Annotated in this window: 11 protein-coding genes; 7 read left to right on the top strand and 4 right to left on the bottom strand. The window is 53.3% G+C overall.

The window, feature by feature from the left end:
• Nucleotides 1-47: 47 nt before the first annotated feature.
• Nucleotides 48-728 (bottom strand): TetR/AcrR family transcriptional regulator, encoded by a 681-nt coding sequence (locus PGW97_RS11945; RefSeq protein WP_273857398.1) that lies wholly within the window; start codon nucleotides 726-728, stop codon nucleotides 48-50.
• A gap of 249 nt (nucleotides 729-977) precedes the next feature.
• Here PGW97_RS11945 and kdpF point away from each other — a divergent pair, with 249 nt between their 5' ends.
• From kdpF to PGW97_RS11920, 6 genes are all read left to right on the top strand, one after another.
• Nucleotides 978-1058: a K(+)-transporting ATPase subunit F gene (gene kdpF / locus PGW97_RS25200; protein ID WP_217392246.1), complete on the top strand. Its 81-nt coding sequence runs from the start codon at nucleotides 978-980 to the stop codon at nucleotides 1056-1058.
• A gap of 8 nt (nucleotides 1059-1066) precedes the next feature.
• On the top strand, nucleotides 1067-2791 hold the full coding sequence (gene kdpA / locus PGW97_RS11940; RefSeq protein WP_273857397.1) for a potassium-transporting ATPase subunit KdpA: 1725 nt from the start codon (nucleotides 1067-1069) through the stop codon (nucleotides 2789-2791).
• A gap of 3 nt (nucleotides 2792-2794) precedes the next feature.
• Nucleotides 2795-4816: a potassium-transporting ATPase subunit KdpB gene (gene kdpB, locus PGW97_RS11935; RefSeq protein ID WP_273857396.1), complete on the top strand. Its 2022-nt coding sequence runs from the start codon at nucleotides 2795-2797 to the stop codon at nucleotides 4814-4816.
• A 10-nt stretch (nucleotides 4817-4826) separates the two neighbouring features.
• Nucleotides 4827-5477 carry a potassium-transporting ATPase subunit KdpC gene (kdpC, locus tag PGW97_RS11930; protein ID WP_084712711.1) on the top strand — a complete coding sequence of 217 codons (651 nt, stop codon included), beginning with the start codon at nucleotides 4827-4829 and terminating at the stop codon, nucleotides 5475-5477.
• Nucleotides 5478-5693: 216 nt separating this feature from the next.
• Nucleotides 5694-8381 carry a sensor histidine kinase gene (locus PGW97_RS11925; RefSeq protein ID WP_273857395.1) on the top strand — a complete coding sequence of 896 codons (2688 nt, stop codon included), beginning with the start codon at nucleotides 5694-5696 and terminating at the stop codon, nucleotides 8379-8381.
• Nucleotides 8378-9061 carry a response regulator gene (locus PGW97_RS11920; RefSeq protein WP_084712710.1) on the top strand — a complete coding sequence of 228 codons (684 nt, stop codon included), beginning with the start codon at nucleotides 8378-8380 and terminating at the stop codon, nucleotides 9059-9061. Before PGW97_RS11925 ends, PGW97_RS11920 begins: the two co-directional genes overlap by 4 nt.
• Before the next feature lie 190 nt (nucleotides 9062-9251).
• Here PGW97_RS11920 and PGW97_RS11915 read toward each other — a convergent pair whose 3' ends face one another.
• Nucleotides 9252-10901: a pullulanase-associated domain-containing protein gene (locus PGW97_RS11915; protein ID WP_273857394.1), complete on the bottom strand. Its 1650-nt coding sequence runs from the start codon at nucleotides 10899-10901 to the stop codon at nucleotides 9252-9254.
• A 924-nt stretch (nucleotides 10902-11825) separates the two neighbouring features.
• Here PGW97_RS11915 and PGW97_RS11910 point away from each other — a divergent pair.
• On the top strand, nucleotides 11826-12335 hold the full coding sequence (locus PGW97_RS11910; protein ID WP_047887831.1) for a phage regulatory CII family protein: 510 nt from the start codon (nucleotides 11826-11828) through the stop codon (nucleotides 12333-12335).
• Nucleotides 12336-13121: 786 nt separating this feature from the next.
• On the opposite strand, the gene PGW97_RS11905 is transcribed toward PGW97_RS11910, so the two are convergent.
• Nucleotides 13122-14120, bottom strand: a complete 999-nt coding sequence (locus tag PGW97_RS11905; protein WP_047887830.1) for an HD domain-containing phosphohydrolase — start codon at nucleotides 14118-14120, stop codon at nucleotides 13122-13124.
• Between the two features lie 20 nt (nucleotides 14121-14140).
• Nucleotides 14141-17716, bottom strand: coding sequence for an MHYT domain-containing protein (locus PGW97_RS11900; protein WP_273857393.1), 3576 nt, complete (start codon nucleotides 17714-17716; stop codon nucleotides 14141-14143).
• Between the last annotated feature and the right edge of the window lie 174 nt (nucleotides 17717-17890).

Here is a 17890-nt window from a genome sequence, read left to right as displayed (position 1 = left end):
CGGTGTTTTCCAGTAGTGTTTTTCAGCGGTTTTTTCAGGCGTTGTGTTCAGACAGAGCTCGCCGACGGCGGTGCGATCAAGGTCGATACCGTTTGCAGTAATACCTGGACTCGTTCCGGTGTGAACCGCTCTGGCTCAATGGGCATCATCAGTACCCATCCGTCGCACAAAGCACACAGTTGATCGGCAAGCAGCTCGGCCGGAATATCGTTTCGTATCGTGCCTTGCGCTTGCCCTGTCTCCACGATAGACGCCAGCCTCGAGCGAAATTGTGCACTGTGGCGTTGAATCACCGCGGCGATAGCAGGTTCATGGCGGGCATGGGCGAGTAACTGGATAAAGACCAGCCATAAATCCGTTTCACTGGAATCGTTCAAGACCAGCCATTTTTGCAGTAACTTGTTGAGATCCAGGTTCTCGTCATTCACATCGAGCAACGCTGCGAGTTTGCTGAACAGCTCTTCTGCAACGGCGGTGATCATTTCTTCTTTGTTCGCAAAGTAATAGGTCACCGTGCCGGTCGTCCCGCCAATCCGCTTTGCTACTTTGCGCAACGAAGCCCCGGTATATCCTGCCTCGGCCGTCACTGCGATAGCCGCTGCCAGCAATTCAGCCCGTTTCGATTCACGATCACCGACCGGCCTGCCGCGTCGACCGCGCGGTTTGACGGGGTTGTCCGTTTCGGAGTGTTGATTGGTTGGGGAGACGAGTGAACCTGAATTATTCATAAGAGCCATCGAGATCAAAGGGTTAACAGCAGGGTTGTATGCGACTGCCCGGTAAGTGTACTACCGACGGGATCGCATGAACATAGTATACCGCCAAACATCAGTCGGGAGCGGACGGCAACAGCCGGAGCGAGGGGCTGACACCTTACTTTACGAAATCTTTACGCCTTTGCGGTTTTCCTGCCTAGAGAATTTACGCCCGGTTTTCATACCTTTCCATGGTGACTTAATGACTTAGGGAGAATCACAATGGACTGGCTACTGTTAGCACTGTCTGCCGCGCTACTCGTTTATCTTATGTGGGCTGTTTTCGAGCCCGAGAAGTTTTAGGAGGCGCTATGTTAGATATCGTTATTATCTGTTCGCTGGCGCTTCTGCTGGCCATGCCGCTGGGGGTCTACATGACCGGCGTTTTTTCCGGCAAGGCACATGTCAGCGACAAAGTGTTTGCGCCGCTGGAGCGGGGCATTTACCGGTTGCTTGGAATTAATCACACCCAGGGCATGAACTGGCAGACCTACGGCGCCGCCTTTCTGCTCAGTAATCTGGTGCTGGGTGTGCTTGCCTATCTGATCCTCCAGTTTCAGCACATTCTGCCCATGAACCCGGATAACATCGGGCCGCTGTCGTGGGATCTGGCGCTGCATACTGCGGTGTCGTTTCTGACCAATACCAACCAGCAGCACTATTCCGGTCAGGCTCAGCTGAGCTATCTCTCACAGGGCTTTTTGATTGTTACGTTGCAATTTGTGACCCCGGCTATGGGGCTGGCGGTCTGTGTGGCAGTACTGCGCGGAATGCGTGGCGGCCTGAACCGTGACACCGCCAAAGAAGGCGAAGCCCGTGATCTGGGTAACTACTATGTCGATATGGTACGCGGTGTGGTGCGTGTGCTGATTCCGCTGGCCGCCATTGTGGCATTGCTGCTGACGTGGCAGGGAGTACCCAGCAGCTTCAGCGGGGCGCAGCCGGTGACAACCTTAGATACGGCTTCGCCGCTGGCAGAGCAACAGGTGCCGATTGGCCCGGTTTCCTCCATGGTGGCCATCAAACAACTGGGCACCAATGGCGGTGGCTGGTATGGCCCGAACAGCAGTAACCCGCTGGAAAACCCGACCCCGGTGAGTAATGCCATTGAAACTATCGCACTGGTGCTGGTCCCGATGGCAGTGGTGTTTATGGCGGGCGGTCTGCTGCGCAATAAACGCTTTTCCTGGATGTCGATCGCGGCCATGGGGGTACTGAGCGTGAGTTTCATTGTCGCCACCGTATACAGTGAAATTCAGCCCAATGCGGCGTTTTCGCAGCTGAGTGCGGCCGGTCCCAACATGGAAGGTAAGGAAGTGCGCTTTGGCCCGGAGCTGTCTGCGTTGTGGGGCACGTTTACCACCCAGACCTCCAACGGGTCAGTCAATGCCATGCATGACTCATTCAACCCGCTGGGCGGCCTGATGATTCGTTCCGGTATGTTGATCAACGCCATCTGGGGCGGGATTGGCTGCGGTTTTGTCAATTTCCTGGTCTATGTCTGGCTGGCGGTGTTCCTGTCCGGGTTGATGATTGGGCGCACGCCGGAAATCTTCGGACGGAAAATTGAAACCAAAGAAATCACGATTCTGGCGAGCCTGATTGTGCTGCCGACCTTCCTGATCCTTGGACTGACGGCAATCACTGTGGCGTTCCCGGGCTTGAGCGGCACCAGTAACCCCGGCCTGCATGGGATCTCGCAGGTGTTTTATGAATACACCTCCGCCTTTGCCAACAATGGCTCCGGCTATGAGGGGCTAGGCGATGACACGCCGTGGTGGAACCTGACTTGTGTACTGGTGCTGCTTGCGGGCCGCTATCTGCCGCTGTTCCTGGCGCTGATTGTGGCGGGCTCACTGGCCAGCAAACGCGTCAGTCCGGTTAGTGCGGGGACGTTGAGACTCGAAAATCCGACCTTCTGCGTTACGTTGGTCGCCGTGATCCTGATTATTAACTTCTTATCTTTCCTTCCGGCTGCTGTGATGGGCCCGATTGGGGAAGCTCTGCAATTGGCTCAGGCCGGGATGGGGAACTGATTCATGAAACAAGAACAAGGACAGGTGATGTCAATGGCTGATATACAGCTGGCAAGTCTGGACGCGCTGAAAAAACTGTCGGCCAGAAGAATGGCCGCGAACCCGGTCATGTTTGTGGTGTGGCTCGGTACGGCACTGAGCGCCGTGATGACGGTGCAGCGAATGCTGTCCGGCAACAGTTTTGGGGTTGAACTGGCCATTACGCTGATTTTGTTTTTCACCGTCTGGTTTGCCAACTTTGCCGAATCGGTCGCGGAAGCCAAAAGCCGCGGTCAGGCAGCCAGCCTGCGTTCGGCTAAGAAGGCGCTGCGTGCCTGCCGGATGCACGGTGAAAATCAGGAGTGGGTCGAGGCGTCGGCACTGCGCAAGGGGGATATCGTCTGCGTGAATCAGGGCGAGTATATCCCGGCAGACGGCGACATCGTTAAAGGGGTTGCCACGGTCAATGAGTCAGCGGTTACCGGTGAGTCAGCGGCGGTGCTGCGGGAAGCCGGGACTGATCACTCCAGTGTGATTGGCGGCACCAAGGTGCTGACCGGCTGTATCCTGCTGCAGGTCGCCAATGACCCGGGCAACAGTTTTCTGGATCGCATGATCGGGCTGGTGGAAGGAGCACAGCGTAAGAAAACGCCGAACGAGCTGGCACTGACCGTTTTGCTGTCAGCCATGACGGCGGTCTTTGTGCTGATCGTGATCACCCTGCCGCCGATGGCTGATTTCATCGGGGGCGAATTGGACTACGCCATGCTGATTGCGCTGCTGGTGTGTCTGATCCCGACCACGATTGGCGGATTGCTGCCCGCGATCGGGATCGCCGGGATGAACCGGGCCCTGCAAGCCAACGTGGTAGCAAAATCCGGTAAAGCCGTTGAAGTGGCCGGGGATATTGACACCCTGCTGCTTGATAAAACCGGCACCATCACGTTCGGTGACCGTCAGGCCACGGCGTTTCTGGCGGTGCGGGGAGTCAGTGAGGCGGATCTGATGCACGCGGCGGTGCTTTCTTCACTGGATGATCCAACCCCGGAAGGTAAATCGGTCCTGCAACTGGCGGAAGATAAAGGCACCGTGATCGAAGAAGAACCGCAGGGTGCGGAATTCCTGCCATTTTCACCGAAAACCCGGGTATCGGGTATTCAGTTACCCGATGGCAGCTTGCGCATGAAAGGGGCCAGTGATGCGATGCGTCACTGGGCGACAGAAAGGCACCTTCGCTGGCCGGAGGATATTGATCAGCAGGTAATGTCTGTTGCCCAGAAAGGAGGCACGCCACTGGTCGTCGCCAGCGAGACTCAGGTGCTGGGGGTGATTGCCCTGATGGATGTTATTAAACCGGGTGTCGCCGAGCGCTTTGCCCGCCTGCGGGCGCTGGGCGTCAGAACCGTGATGGTCACCGGCGATAACCCGGTGACAGCCGGGGTGATAGCGGCGGAAGCCGGGGTTGATGATTTTATTGCCGAAGCCAAACCGGAAGACAAGCTGGCATTGATCCGCCGTGAGCAGGCCAAAGGCCGCTTGGTAGCCATGGTCGGTGACGGCACCAACGATGCTCCGGCTCTGGCTCAGGCCGATATTGGTCTGGCGATGAACTCCGGCACGCAGGCTGCGAAAGAGGCCGGCAACATGGTGGATCTGGATTCTGACCCGGCCAAACTGCTGGCGGTTGTTGAAGTGGGTAAGCAGTTGTTGATCACCCGTGGCGCACTGACGACCTTCTCGCTGGCCAATGATGTGGCGAAATACTTTGCCATTCTTCCGGCGGTGTTTGTCAGCACCATTCCGGCCATGGCGGCGCTCGATTTTATGAACCTGAGCAGTCCGGCTTCCGCGGTACTGGCAGCGCTGGTATTCAATGCCGTCATTATTCCGGTGTTGATCCCATTGGCGTTGCGTGGCGTGCGGGTGAAACCGATCAGTGCGGAAAAACTGCTGCGAAACAACATGCTGGTATATGGGCTGGGCGGGGTGGTGTTGCCATTCCTGGCGATCAAAATGTTCGATGTCGTGATTGGCACGCTGGTATAGGAGCAGAAAAATGAACTGGAATTACCCTCAATCTATTAACGATCTGGATCTGCAAGGCGAGCGTGGCCAGCTGGCATCTGATTCCTGGCAGCATCAGGTGGTGGTAGCGACCAAGGCCAGTGTGATCATGCTGCTGCTTTGCGGTGGCTTGTATACCGGTGGCGTGACGATGCTGGGGCAGTGGTTGTTTCCGCATCAGGCGACCGGCAGCTTAATTCAGGTCAATGGGAAGACATTGGGTTCAGAGCTGGTGGGTCAGGCCTTTGTCAGCGACCACTATTTCCATGGCCGCCCCAGTGCCGCTGGTTATGATCCGATGGCGACCGGCGGCAGCAACTTAGCGTCAGATAACCCGGAACTGCGTGAGCGGGTGGCGGCTGACAGCACGGTGATTCAACGCCGCGAAGGCGTACAGGCGGCGGATATACCGGTCGATATGCTGGCAGCATCCGGTGCCGGGCTGGATCCGCACATTTCACCGCAAGCGGCATACTTGCAGGTGCCACGCATTGCCAGAGAAAGGCAATGGGATGAAGCAAAGGTCAAGGCGGTAATCAGCGCGCACATCGAAGCGCCGCAGTGGGGGATGCTGGGTCAACCCCGGGTCAATGTGCTCAAGCTGAATCTGGCACTGGATGCCATGAGCGCATCTTCGCAATAGTCAGTGAAGGGGAAATTATCGGCGGATGCATCACGAGGAGTAAGCGTCACGCTCAGTCAATAGCGAAAAGCCACACAGGCAGGTCAGCAACATTGCTGACCTGCTTTCGTCTTTTTGCGGTCCGTCGGTGTTTATATTTTTGCAGCTAATTTCATATGTAAGTTGCCCGTTGATAAGGTATGTTGACGGGCAGGAAAATCAGAGGAGAGCCGAACCGTGGATGAAAATGTCCGCTCTCAGCAGGCCGATGCGTTACTCAGTAAGGTCATACATGAGGGAAAAGGCAAGTTAACCGTGTTTCTCGGGGCTGCGCCTGGGGTAGGGAAAACTTATGCCATGCTCAGTGCCGCCAAGGAGCGTTTGCAGCAAGGCACCGATTTAATGGTGGGGCTGGTGGAAACCCATGGCCGGGCGGAAACCGAGGCGATGCTGGCGGAGCTGGAAGTGCTGCCGCGCAAACAGGTCAATTACCACAGCACTGTGTTAACGGAGTTTGATCTGGACGGTGCCCTTGCCCGCAAACCGGCTCTGATCCTGGTGGACGAGCTGGCGCATACCAATGTGCCCGGCAGTCGCCACAAGCGGCGCTATCAAGACGTGGCTGAATTGCTGGCGGCGGGTATCGATGTTTACACTACAGTGAATATTCAGCATCTGGCCAGCCTCAATGATGTAGTCAAGCAAATCACCGGTATCCGGGTCAGAGAGACGGTGCCGGACAGTTTTGTGGATGACGCGTACGATATCCGCTTTATTGATTTGCCGCCGCTCAATCTGGTTGAGCGGTTGCAGCAGGGGAAGGTCTATCTGCCGGAATATGCCCGGTTGGCGATGGACACGTTCTTTTCCGTCTCGAACCTGACCGCCCTGCGGGAGCTGGCGATGAAGCGGGTGATCGAGCAGGTGGATGCGAGCCTGATCAGTGAGCTGGAAGCCCGGGCCGAGAAAACTGAGTACATTCTCAAAGACAAACTGCTGGTGCTGATCAGTGCTAACAGCGATCACCGTTATCTGATCCGGATCGGCAGGCAGATGGCCGAGCGGCGGCAGATCCCCTGGACAGTGGTATGGGTCGATACCGGTAAAACCCGTGATCAGAAAAAGCGGACCTGGTTGAATGAGGCTATGGCTGTGGCCGAAGAGCTGGGCGCCACTGTTGAGGTGCTGCGTGGCTCCAGCACCTATAAAAGCATCCTGCCGTTTCTCAGCGAGCAACGGATCAACACCGTTCTGGTGGGGGCCGGTACCCGGCATCGCCTGTTCTGGTGGAAGAAGCGCCTGTATCAGCGGTTGATTGAATCCGGCCTGCCGGTTGAGGTGTCGGTCTATCGGGCGCCGGGACAGCTGGCCGAGCCTCAAGAGCATGACCTGCCTGACTCGCCGCTGGGCGATAAAAAAGGCCACCTGTTTGGCCTGGCGTACACGGCAGTGGCAACGGTACTGGCCGTGTTGCTGCTGGATGTCCTGAGCCGGGGCAATCTGGTACTGCTCTATGTGCTGGCGATACTCGGCATTGGCCTGAAATTTGGTGCCCGCCCGGCCATGGCCACCGCGGTCTGGTCCTTCCTGAGCTTCAACTTCTTTCTAACCGCGCCGATTTATACCCTCAAGGTGACCAATCAGGACGATGTCGCGACCCTGATTTTTCTGATTTGTATCGGTCTTATCAGCGGGCCGGCGGCCTCGCGCATCCGGCATCAGTTTATCCTGCTCAAAGAGTCGAACCGCTATGCCGAAACCCTTAAGGAGCTGGCGCAGGCACTTTCGGTTGCGGATGATGAAAAAGCGCTGTGGAAGTCAATCAGCCGTCATATCGGCCGGGCGCTGGAGGTTAAATGCACCATTGCGTTAACCGGTGATGATCGTCAGAAACGTCTCATCCCGCCGCCGCGGTTTACCCTGCAACAGCTCGACGAATCCGTGGTTGACTGGACGATGCAGCACGGCCATATGGCCGGTCGGTTTACCGATACCCTCAGTGCCTCTAAGGTGACGGTCGTCCCTGTCGTCCCTGTCGTGCAGGAAAATACCGTTATTGCCGCGGTGATTCTGTACTGGGACCCGGCGCAACCCCAGTTTGGCAACTTTGAACGTGAGTTGCTGCAGGCGATGTTGCAACAGGCCGCCGGTACCTGGCGGCGAATCCAGCTGGTTACGGATCTGGAAAGTGCCCGGGTAAAAACCGAAGTGGAGCAGATCCGCTCCGCATTGCTGTCCTCGGTATCCCACGATTTGAAATCGCCGCTGTCAGCCATGATGGGGGCGGCTGAAAGCCTGCGCATTCTGGATAAACAGCTGAACAATCAGGACCGCTATGAACTGCTCGATACCATTTTGCAGGAAAGCCGCCGGCTGGACAGTTATATCCAGAACCTGCTGGACATGACCAAGCTGGGGCACGGCTCGCTGAAAATAGAGCGGGACTGGGTATCGGTGGATGACATTATCGGCAGCGTGCTGAGCCGCTTGAAACGGTATTTTCCGGCCGTGAAAATCGATTATGTCCGCAGGCACGAGCCGCCGCTGTTGTATGTGCATGCTGCGCTGGTGGAGCAGGCGCTGTTCAATATTCTGGAAAATGCGGTGCGCTTTTCACCACAAAGCGAGCCGATCACCATTGTGATGGAAACAACCCCCGAGCGCTGCCGAATCGCTATTGAAGACAAAGGGCCGGGGATCCCCAAAGCCTCGCAGGAGCAGATTTTCAATATGTTTTATGTCGTGGCCGACGGCGATCAGAAAAAACAGAACACCGGAATGGGGCTGGCTATTTGTCGGGGCATGATCAGTGCCCACGGTGGCAAGGTGAGGGCGACAGATGGCAGCCAGGGTCAGGGTACTCGAATTGAAGTAGAACTGCCGTTAGACTATCCGGAACGGGCATTAGGGAAGGTAAGCTCTTGAGTATTAAGATAGTTGTCATTGATGATGAAACCCAGATCCGGCGTATGCTGCGTATTGCGCTGGCCAGTGAAGGGTATGACGTTACCGAAGCTGAAAACGGCGAACAAGGGCTAGCGGCGGTGGTGCGTCAGCAGCCGGATCTGGTGGTGCTGGACTTGGGGCTGCCGGATATGGACGGTCATCAGGTGCTGCAGGAACTGCGCAGCTGGAGTTCGGTGCCGGTTATTGTGCTGTCGGTGCGTAATCAGGACAGAGAAAAGGTTCAGGCGCTTGATACCGGCGCGCAGGATTATGTCACCAAGCCGTTCAGCGTTATGGAACTGCTGGCAAGGGTACGGGTGTGTTTGCGGGACCATATCAAGCCGGAGCAGATGCCGGTACTGGATGACGGTAAGCTGAAAATCGACCTGATGAAGCGACAGGTTTCTGTTAACTGCGCCAGTGTCGATCTGACGCCTAAAGAATACGCGGTACTGGCGATGTTAGCGTCATCGCCCAATTGCGTGATCACCCAGACTCAGTTGTTAAAAGAAATCTGGGGCCCCAGCCATACCGCCGATACCCATTACCTGCGTATCGTGATCAGTCACCTCAGGCAAAAACTGGCGGATGACCCGACAGAGCCGACGTATGTCAGGACGGAGTCGGGCGTTGGTTACCGGCTGTGTATTGAGAGTTAGTGGTCGGCGAGCTTTGGTAACTGGCTATTTATGGGGGTAGATTGCCTCAGCCATATGACACGGTTTTGTTCACATCTGTGTTAGGTATCAGACTCGATAAGTAACAAGATAGGCAAACAAACAACGCGATGGCTGAGGCAAGCTGTCTAGCGGGTTAGGCTCGGGTTATCCCAGCGCGTACCTGAAAATATCAGTTGCTGGTAATCCCCTGAGCCCCATACCTGGCTTGATAGAAGTATCTTGCATTAAGGTCAATGGTTTGGTTTTGCTCAACCGACTTCTCCTCGCCTTTGTGGAAGATGACATTCGCGCACCCGGTGTTGTTTTCTTTAATCTGCAGTTCAAAGTACAGGCCTAATAATGGGTCGAAGCCTGCGGGTTGCAAAGGCTGCTCCCAGCTGATTGTACTGAGCTGGGTGTCCATGATTGCATCACAGGTTGCGTCATTCCAGACTTGCATTCCCCAGCCGGCATGCGCCTCCTCCGGTAACATCTGGTAGTTCTCATCTTCAATCTGGAAGTAAACCAGCGCAGTGCTGTTGAGGGTTTCGGTATCTTTGGGCTCTTTTTCAACGGCTGTTAACTCGGCATACAGACGCGTGGCCAAATTGGGTAAATTCGGAATCTCATCAATTCCTAGTCTGGCTGTCTTATCCGCCATTGGCGCAAGGGAAATAAAACGGGTTTGTCCCCAGTCCGGTGTTTCGTATAACAGGTGACCAAAGCGGTATTCCTGGCGTGTTGACGAGCTAGGAATAAGGTCAAGCAAGAGGAAACCAGCATCTTGGGGATCAAATCCGCGAAGTATGTACGTGCCGGATTCAACATAGTCATTCCAGTAATCCCCTGAGCAGTTCTCGTTGTCCGTCAGGCGGGTCGTCAGGGTGTAGTTTGTTTCTGTCAGCGACAACTGAAAAGACGGCGATTGTGTTTCTGCCGGGTTGCAGTGATAAGCGCTTTCCCAATTGCCGTAAAGCTGATCCAGTTTGTAGGCTTGGCGGATATTTTTCCATGGACTGTCAGCCGGAATCGCAGTGCTGTCAGGCATGTTGGTCAGATTGCCGACATTGTCCCTGTAGCGATTATAATCGGTCAGTTCAGCGACGACCGGGGAGTAGATGCTGGCGCTGCTGTCAGAGATTTTCACAATGCCGATACCGGGTGAGAACCAGAGATCCTGAAGGACAGGTACCTGCGTTCTGAAGCTGCCATCTCCTTGTGGGTTGTCGCCCTGATAGGCCTCGTCAGGCAAGGCGACAAACACATCCAGGCTAAGGCTGTACTGAACATGTAAGGCTTCATAACGGCCAGCCGGGGTCTCGATGGTCTCAATTCCTTTGTATGACCAGGACAAGGAGTATTCGCCATAGGTACTGCCGGCGTCCGGGGATATGGTGACCTGCATTTGCTGACGGGAGTTAATGCCTCCCTCGGGCGTTATGACACTAAATTCCGGCAACAGCAGGGCTGGGGCAGTAGACAAATCCATATCTACCTTATAGTCGGTGTTGTTCACGGTGACTTTGTCGAAATGTAGGTGTTCGATGGACAGCGTATTTCCCTGATAGCGTAAGGTTTGCCGGTATCCGCTGTGATCCCAAGTCAGATCGACAGTTTCTTTACCGTTGGCTTGCTTGACGGCACCGCTTGAAAGCGAAAGATTTTCATCCGAATCTTCGACCGTATAACGCCAGACTGCGCCCTGCTCGGCAGGTAAATACGGATTGGAAAGGCGGGTTACCGACGAGGAGGCTTTGTGGTCGGTGTCTGTACCGCCGCCGCCTCCACAACCCGCCATTGAGAGAGTGGCTACGCAGAGCAAGATACCTTTTAGCTTCATAAATGAGTTCCTTACAAAAAATCCTCCGGCCTTAAACAAAACAGTGTTCAATACCGGATTGAACGGCTCGCTGGTACATACTGCACAGGCAGTGGTTTACGGTATCTGTACGATGCAGACGGCGGGCGATGATGTATTGGTTGTCCTGTGTGAATGTATTCAGTCAGGACAACGCTGGTCATTGGTTTCGTTTCTTCATCGGTCAGGGCGCAGGGCAAGCATGAGGCCTACGTCATTGCACAAATCGCTCGTACAAATTTTCGAGCAAAGAAGGAACGGAGTCTTGCCAATACCGGCGACACATTTTTTTACAAAATAATTCAGATGGTCAATATATCATGTGTGTTTTGGTGCATAACATGATTGGATTCTCACTCGGTGGTGAATCAAAAGTGTGGAATGAAACATGGTGATTACCAATTATTAACACTTGAGCGTTAATGAGATGGCAGCTGAGAGGAAAGGCAGTACCTCAGTATGATCAATGGGAGGTTGTGAGGTGACCAACTCGTGATTAATACAGGTTGCGACTGATAGCGGGGTGGGGAATAAAAGCAGGGGGCAAGTAAAGAGAATGAATAACAATGGATAAGGTTGCTCCTCCCGCGACCTGACGGAAAAAGATCTGCGTAGCTGAATGTGAATCAGATTGACTCTTGCCACAGAAGAAAACTACTCAATCCTTGTTGTTTGTATTATCATTAATGGCTGGTACATTGATGAATGGGATATTCACTGTGTTTACCTTTTTATCGCATAACGCGATATCTGATTATTAAAAATAACTCATAGTAAATTGTATAAAAATAAATATTGAAATGGAAAAGGTTATATCTGGGGGTGAAAATAGGATTATATCAACATTAATATTTAAACATATAAACTCATCATATTTACGTTAATTAATATTGATAAAAATTATAAATGAATAAAGAATACCGTGAATCCAGCTTTTACCGAGCAATTCATCACCAGGCAAAGTCAGTAGGTATCGAAAATATCTTTCATCAGATAAAAGATCGCAGTGGTAAAAAACTGAGTGCGCGTACCTTTTCAAACAAGCTGAATCCTAGTCAGGAAGCCCATCAGTTGACAGTACAAGAGCTAATGCTGATGCTGGAAGTGCTCCAGGAAGACGAAAAGCATGTTTACATTCTGGAAGAGATGCTCCGGGTCTTTGGCATGAAGTGTAAGCGACATAACTCGGAGGAAAGCTATGACATTACCTATCGTAACGTCCTGCATGCCTGGATGGACTGGGATAAGGAACGGGGAGATGTACAGCAGGAGATCCGCGATGCGCTGGTGGACGGTAAAGTCAGTGCGAATGAGTTAGAAGAGATCAAAAAAGAAATGGATCAGGATATATCCGCCATGACTAATTTGCGGGATATGTTGGAGTTTGCTTGTTCTCAAAATCTGACGATTAAATAAAACTGATAATGAATAAAAAGGGGACAGTTTACGTCCCCTTTTTATCACAGATAAGTGAATTAAATTTTAATTGTATCGCCACAGTGGTAACAGCGATGAACTTCTTTATACACCAAGCGTTGCCAGAAAGTCCGCTTTACTCGATAAAAACGTTTATGTTCACAAACCATGTGTGCCTCACTGAGTCAGTATATATATGAGTTAATGTATTTTTTATTTTTGGACTTGGCGGTAAACTAACTGCTTATCCATTTTTGATATGCAACTCATATTAATGATTTTATTTATTGTGGATACGTGAATCGTTGCTTGGCTTTCACATTTACAAATAACCATATAAATAAATGCGTATTTGATTGAAAAAACAGCGATAAACCATGCGTAAAATATGCATGAAAAAGACAATGTTTATTGCTGGTTAACAGTCAGTGAATTTAAAAAATTGAATGAAAAATCAGCAATGATTTTTCGGGTAATCAAAGGAAAAAGCGAAGAAAGATAAACAGAAGGAAAAACTTGCCCAGAACTGGCCGCAAGGCATGCTCCATCAACACGGATGAAACCTGATGAAGGAAATAACCCCAGTCAGCTGGCACCCATTGCCATAAGCATGGCGCTTTCAGGAAAGCCCCTTTTATTCTTTTTCCCGAGGAGGTCTTTCCCGCGCTGTAACGGTCACTGACCTGAGCCGCTAAAGTGATGAGCGACAACAGGTAAGCAACAGCTAAGTTTTCAAGGCAAGCAAGACATCTCAGCACCAGAGCCAGAATGTCAGGATCTTAGTTGTCAGGCGAATTCCGGTTCCCGCCACTGCTCTTTGACTTCCAGCAGTTTCGGCAGACACTGAAAAAAGACCTCGACCAGATTCGGATCAAAGTGCTTACCGGATTCCTCGCGAATTAACTGGGTGGCCTGCTCGACGGGCCAGGCGGATTTGTACGGACGCTCGCTGGTCAGGGCATCAAACACATCTGCGATAGCCACGATCCGCGCCGCAACGGGAATGGCATTTCCCGTTAGTCCAGTGGGATACCCGCTGCCGTCCCATCTTTCATGGTGATACAGGGCAATATCCTTGGCGATGCGCATCAGTGAGGAGTCGGGGGTACCAATGATTTCAGCCCCGATTTCAGTATGGCGTTGCATGACCTGCCACTCATCCGGTGTCAGTTTGCCGGGTTTTTGCAAAATGGCATCGGGGATGCCGATCTTACCGATGTCGTGCATTGGGGCGGCATGTAAAATCTCTTCCGCCTGATGCTCGCTGAATCCGGCGGCCAGCGCCAGAATCTGGGCGTAGCGGCTCATCCGGATCACGTGTAAACCCGTTTCATTGTCGCGGTATTCGGCTGCCCGGCCCAGACGCTGCACGATAGACAGGCGGGTTGATTTCAGCTCATCCACCCGGACCAGCGACAAATGGGTTTTGACTCGGGCCCGAACAATTGCCGGTCGCACTGGCTTCGGAATGTAGTCCACGGCCCCTAGCTCAAACCCTAAGGCTTCTTCATTTTCGCCAGTTAATGCCGTCACAAAAATGACCGGTATATGGCGAGTGGATTCCTTGAGTTTGAGCTCCCGGCAGACGTCGTAACCGGATTGATCGGGCATCATGACATCCAGCAGAATGAGATCAGGCTCTTCAGTGGCGGCCAGCGCTAATGCGCGTTGCCCGTCTTTGGCAAACAGCAGCCGATAAGTACCGGCTAAGATATTTTTGAGTACCTGCAGGTTGGCGGGCTCGTCATCCACCACCAACAGGGTTGGCTTGTCGTCCAGTCGCATGATTCAGTTAATTATTCTTGTCATTGTGTATCGAAAATAGTGTGTGTTGCGCTTGCTTGATGTTGTGTTTTTGACAGGGGCCGGTTGGTCCGGTCGTCGGTATTGGCATCACAGAACGGGGTGAGTGCCTTTGCCGCTAACTCGGGCTCAAAATCGTTTAATGCAGCAGCCACGTTGTCGGCCACTTCTGACGGAAGTTTAGGCCGGATCTGCGCATATAAGGCATCGGGAATTTCTCCTTGACGCAACAGAGCAATGAAACGGTTCAGCAGGTCGATATCCGGCTTCTCCAGAGTGTCAGGCCCTTGCTTGGTGACTGCTGTCTTCGAAGTGTGATCAAGAAACTCAGCAGAGCGTGACAGGGACGTGTTGATCTCTGCCAAGGCCACCGTCAGTTGTTGCTGTTGCGTGGACAATGCGTTGTGCTCACCTTGTTTCCAGGCGGCCTCCAGTGCGGTTAGGCTTTGGGTCAATGTGTTTAGCCCCAGGTTGGCTGCCACGCCCTTCAGGCGATGTATCGTCGGCAGGGGAGCTTGTTCATCAGGGGCATGAGCCAATTCGTCGGGCGGAAGTGTCTGTTGAGCCAGCTTTTCAAGATGCGTGCTTTCGCGCGCGAGAAAGTGCTGGATCGCCTGCCGGTGATTGACCGTACTTCCCCAAAGTTGAGATCCGCGGGCAACGTCGATGATCGGTGCAGATGCGGGTAACGGGATATGCAGGGACGGGCGATGTCCGCTTTCTACGTGTGTCTGTTCACTCCCCGGACTCGTTGCATCGGCTAAGTCACTGCCCTGGTTGCTACGGCCTTCATCGCTAATGCCCTGATCGTGGTCATCCCCGATGTTCTTTGGCGTGACTCTGGCAATATCGGTGACTTTGGCAATTTCGGTATAGAGCGCCTCAATATCAACCGGTTTGGTACAAAAGCCGTCCATGTCTGACTCACAGGCCCGCTCTTTGGCGTGTTGGGTATGGCTGGCTGTCAGGGCAATGATTGGTGTGCGTGCCTGACCCGACAACTGCTCCTGCAGACGAATTACCCGGCAGGCGTCATGGCCGTTCAGGCCCGGCATCTGGATATCCATCAGAATCACATCGATCGGGTGTTGGCTGCAAAGTTCAATGGCTTGCTGGCCGCACTTAGCGCAAAGCACGTGATGTCCTTGCTTCTCAAGATGGCGGGTGAGCAACTGTCGGTTCTGCTCAACATCATCGGCGATAAGAATACGCAGGGGCGGGAGGGAGGCGGTATGGCTTTGCGGCGAAGGTACCGCTTTCCCTGCGATCGCGGGCAGCGGCAGACTGACGGTAAACGTCGAGCCCTGATTGGGAGTACTGCAAACATGGATGGTACCGCCCATCAGAAGGGCCAGTTGCCGGGCGATGGTAGTGCCCAGGCCGGTGCCGCCAAACCGGCGGGTCATGCTGGAATCGGCTTGCGAAAACGGTGCAAAGATTTTATCCAGCCGATCTGCCGCAATCCCGATACCACTGTCTTCCACCACGATGTTGAGGATGGGATCCTGCTTTGGATTCTGAACGCCTGCAGGGGCTCGCAGCCGGACAGATAAACGGACAAATCCCTGCGGGGTAAATTTAATCGCGTTACTCAACAGGTTCATGATGATCTGCCTGATCTTCAGGGCATCCCCCAGAAAATGATCACCGGTGCTGGCGTCATAGTGCAGGCTCAGATCCAGCCCTTTTTGACTGGCTGACAGTGACAGGGTGGCGACGACCTGTTCACATAACTGTCGCAGTGAAAAAGGCTGCCGTTCCAGCTCGGTTGAGCCATTTTCCAGCTTGGCGGAGTCGAGAATGTCATTGAGTAGTTCCAGCAGTGACTGTGCGGAGCTGCGGACGATCGTCAGGTTTTTCTTTTGCTCGTCATCGACCGGCGTCGACAGCAACAGATCGGTAAAGCCCAGAATGGCATTCATTGGTGTGCGAATTTCATGGCTCATATTGGCCAAAAAGGCACTTTTGGCCTGTGCCGCTTGCTCTGCCTGATCTTTGGCAGTCAGCAGTTCGGTTTCCATCTGTTTGCGATCGGAAATATCCAGCAAAATACCATCTGCCCATTTGAACTGGCCATGTTGCCCGAAGATTGTGGTGCCATGTTCTTCAACCCAGCGCCAGCTGCCATCCAGGTGAGATATTCGGTACTCAATGGTGTAGGAGCGGTGTGCGGCAATGGCCTCATTGACGGTGCGCAGTACCGGCGCAATGTCTTCCGGGTGAACCAGCTGTTTCAGGTGAACCCGTCCCTCCATAAAGTCGCTGGCCTGCCTGCCGGTGAGTGGTTCAATGGCATCACTGACAAACAAGGTGGTCCAGTTGCTGTCCCACAAACAGCGTAAAGTGGTGCCGGGAATATTTCCCATTAGGGTCCGGTACTGCAATTCACGCAATTGGAGCTCGCGTTCGGTTGCCTTCTGCTGGGTAATATCAGAGATGAAGCCGACAAAATTCAGGGTGTTTTTATGGCGAGATTCCCCCACTGCCAGACGAATGGTGATCAGCTCACCGTTTTTGTGTTGGGCCTGTACTTCACGTCCGGCACCGATAATCTGCTTTATACCGGTTTGCCGGTAGTTTCGCAGGTAGCTGTCGTGGTTGCCCCGGTGCGGTTCTGGCATCAGCATTTTGATATTTCGACCCAATACTTCGGCTTCACGGTAGCCAAAAATACGTTCTGCTGAGGTGTTAAAGGACAGGATGGTGCCTTTGGGGGAAATCTTGATGATGCCGTCCACGGCAGTATCAATCATGGCTTTCAGTTCTGCTGTGGTTTCCCGGCTTTGGCTCAGCAGCAGGCGGTAACGGATGATGGCATTGACAGCGGCAATCAGCAGGCTAAGGGAAATAGTGACAATCGCGACGGTGAATCCCAGGGTGTAGTGCTGCTGGCTGGTGGGGTTGAATTGAGGATCGGCGTTGCCGACAAAACGGGTGGCGGCCATGGCGGTATAGTGCATACCGGCAATGGCCAGCCCCATCACGATACTGGCGATAAACCGTATCTGATAACCCGGTAGCGACAGCTTCCGCCTTAATCCGAAGCTGATCCACAGTGCCAGTGTCGCTAGTGCGATGGCCACCACAATTGACAGGGTGAAATACACGGGTTCATAGCGCAGCTCCGGTGCCATTATCATCGCAGCCATGCCAATGTAATGCATGGCGCCGATGCCGACACCGACCATGATCCCGCCAGCGATGAGCAGCGACGGCTTCACCGTATGTCTGGCCAGCAGGTTTAGCGTGACCCAGGCCGCCAGGAGGCTGGGCAGGAGGGAAAGCAGAGTGATACCGGGGTCATATGCAACAGTGGTACACAAGGTAAACGCCTGCATACCAATAAAGTGCATTGCCCATACCCCGAGCCCGAGTGACGCTGCGCCAGTGGTCAGGTGAATACGCTGCATGACCGGAGAGGCTTTGCGTTTTGCCGCTGCGGCCAGAGTTAATGCCATGTAGGAGGCACCAATCGCGATCAGCAATGAGAGGACAACCAGTGGTGTGTCATGATGTCCCATTACCAGCAGGGAGGCATCAGGTTCACCGGTAATAAAAAAATGCTGAAGTTGGATCATGCCAGAAATAATAGCCAGTACTTACTTATGGTGTCGGATAATACTTGATTGAGTCTGAAATCAATAGAGAAAGCTCTGTGCTGTTACCTGCATTTTTACGCTTTCTTTACGCGGGCAGAGAACGGGATTTTGCTAGAGTAACGTCACTTAATAAGAGCCTGAGTTGATATTGAG

It is taken from the genome of Photobacterium sp. GSS17 (assembly GCF_028621875.1).
GTDB classification, from domain to species: domain Bacteria; phylum Pseudomonadota; class Gammaproteobacteria; order Enterobacterales; family Vibrionaceae; genus Photobacterium; species Photobacterium ganghwense.
This window is presented reverse-complemented; position numbering and strand designations above follow the sequence as displayed.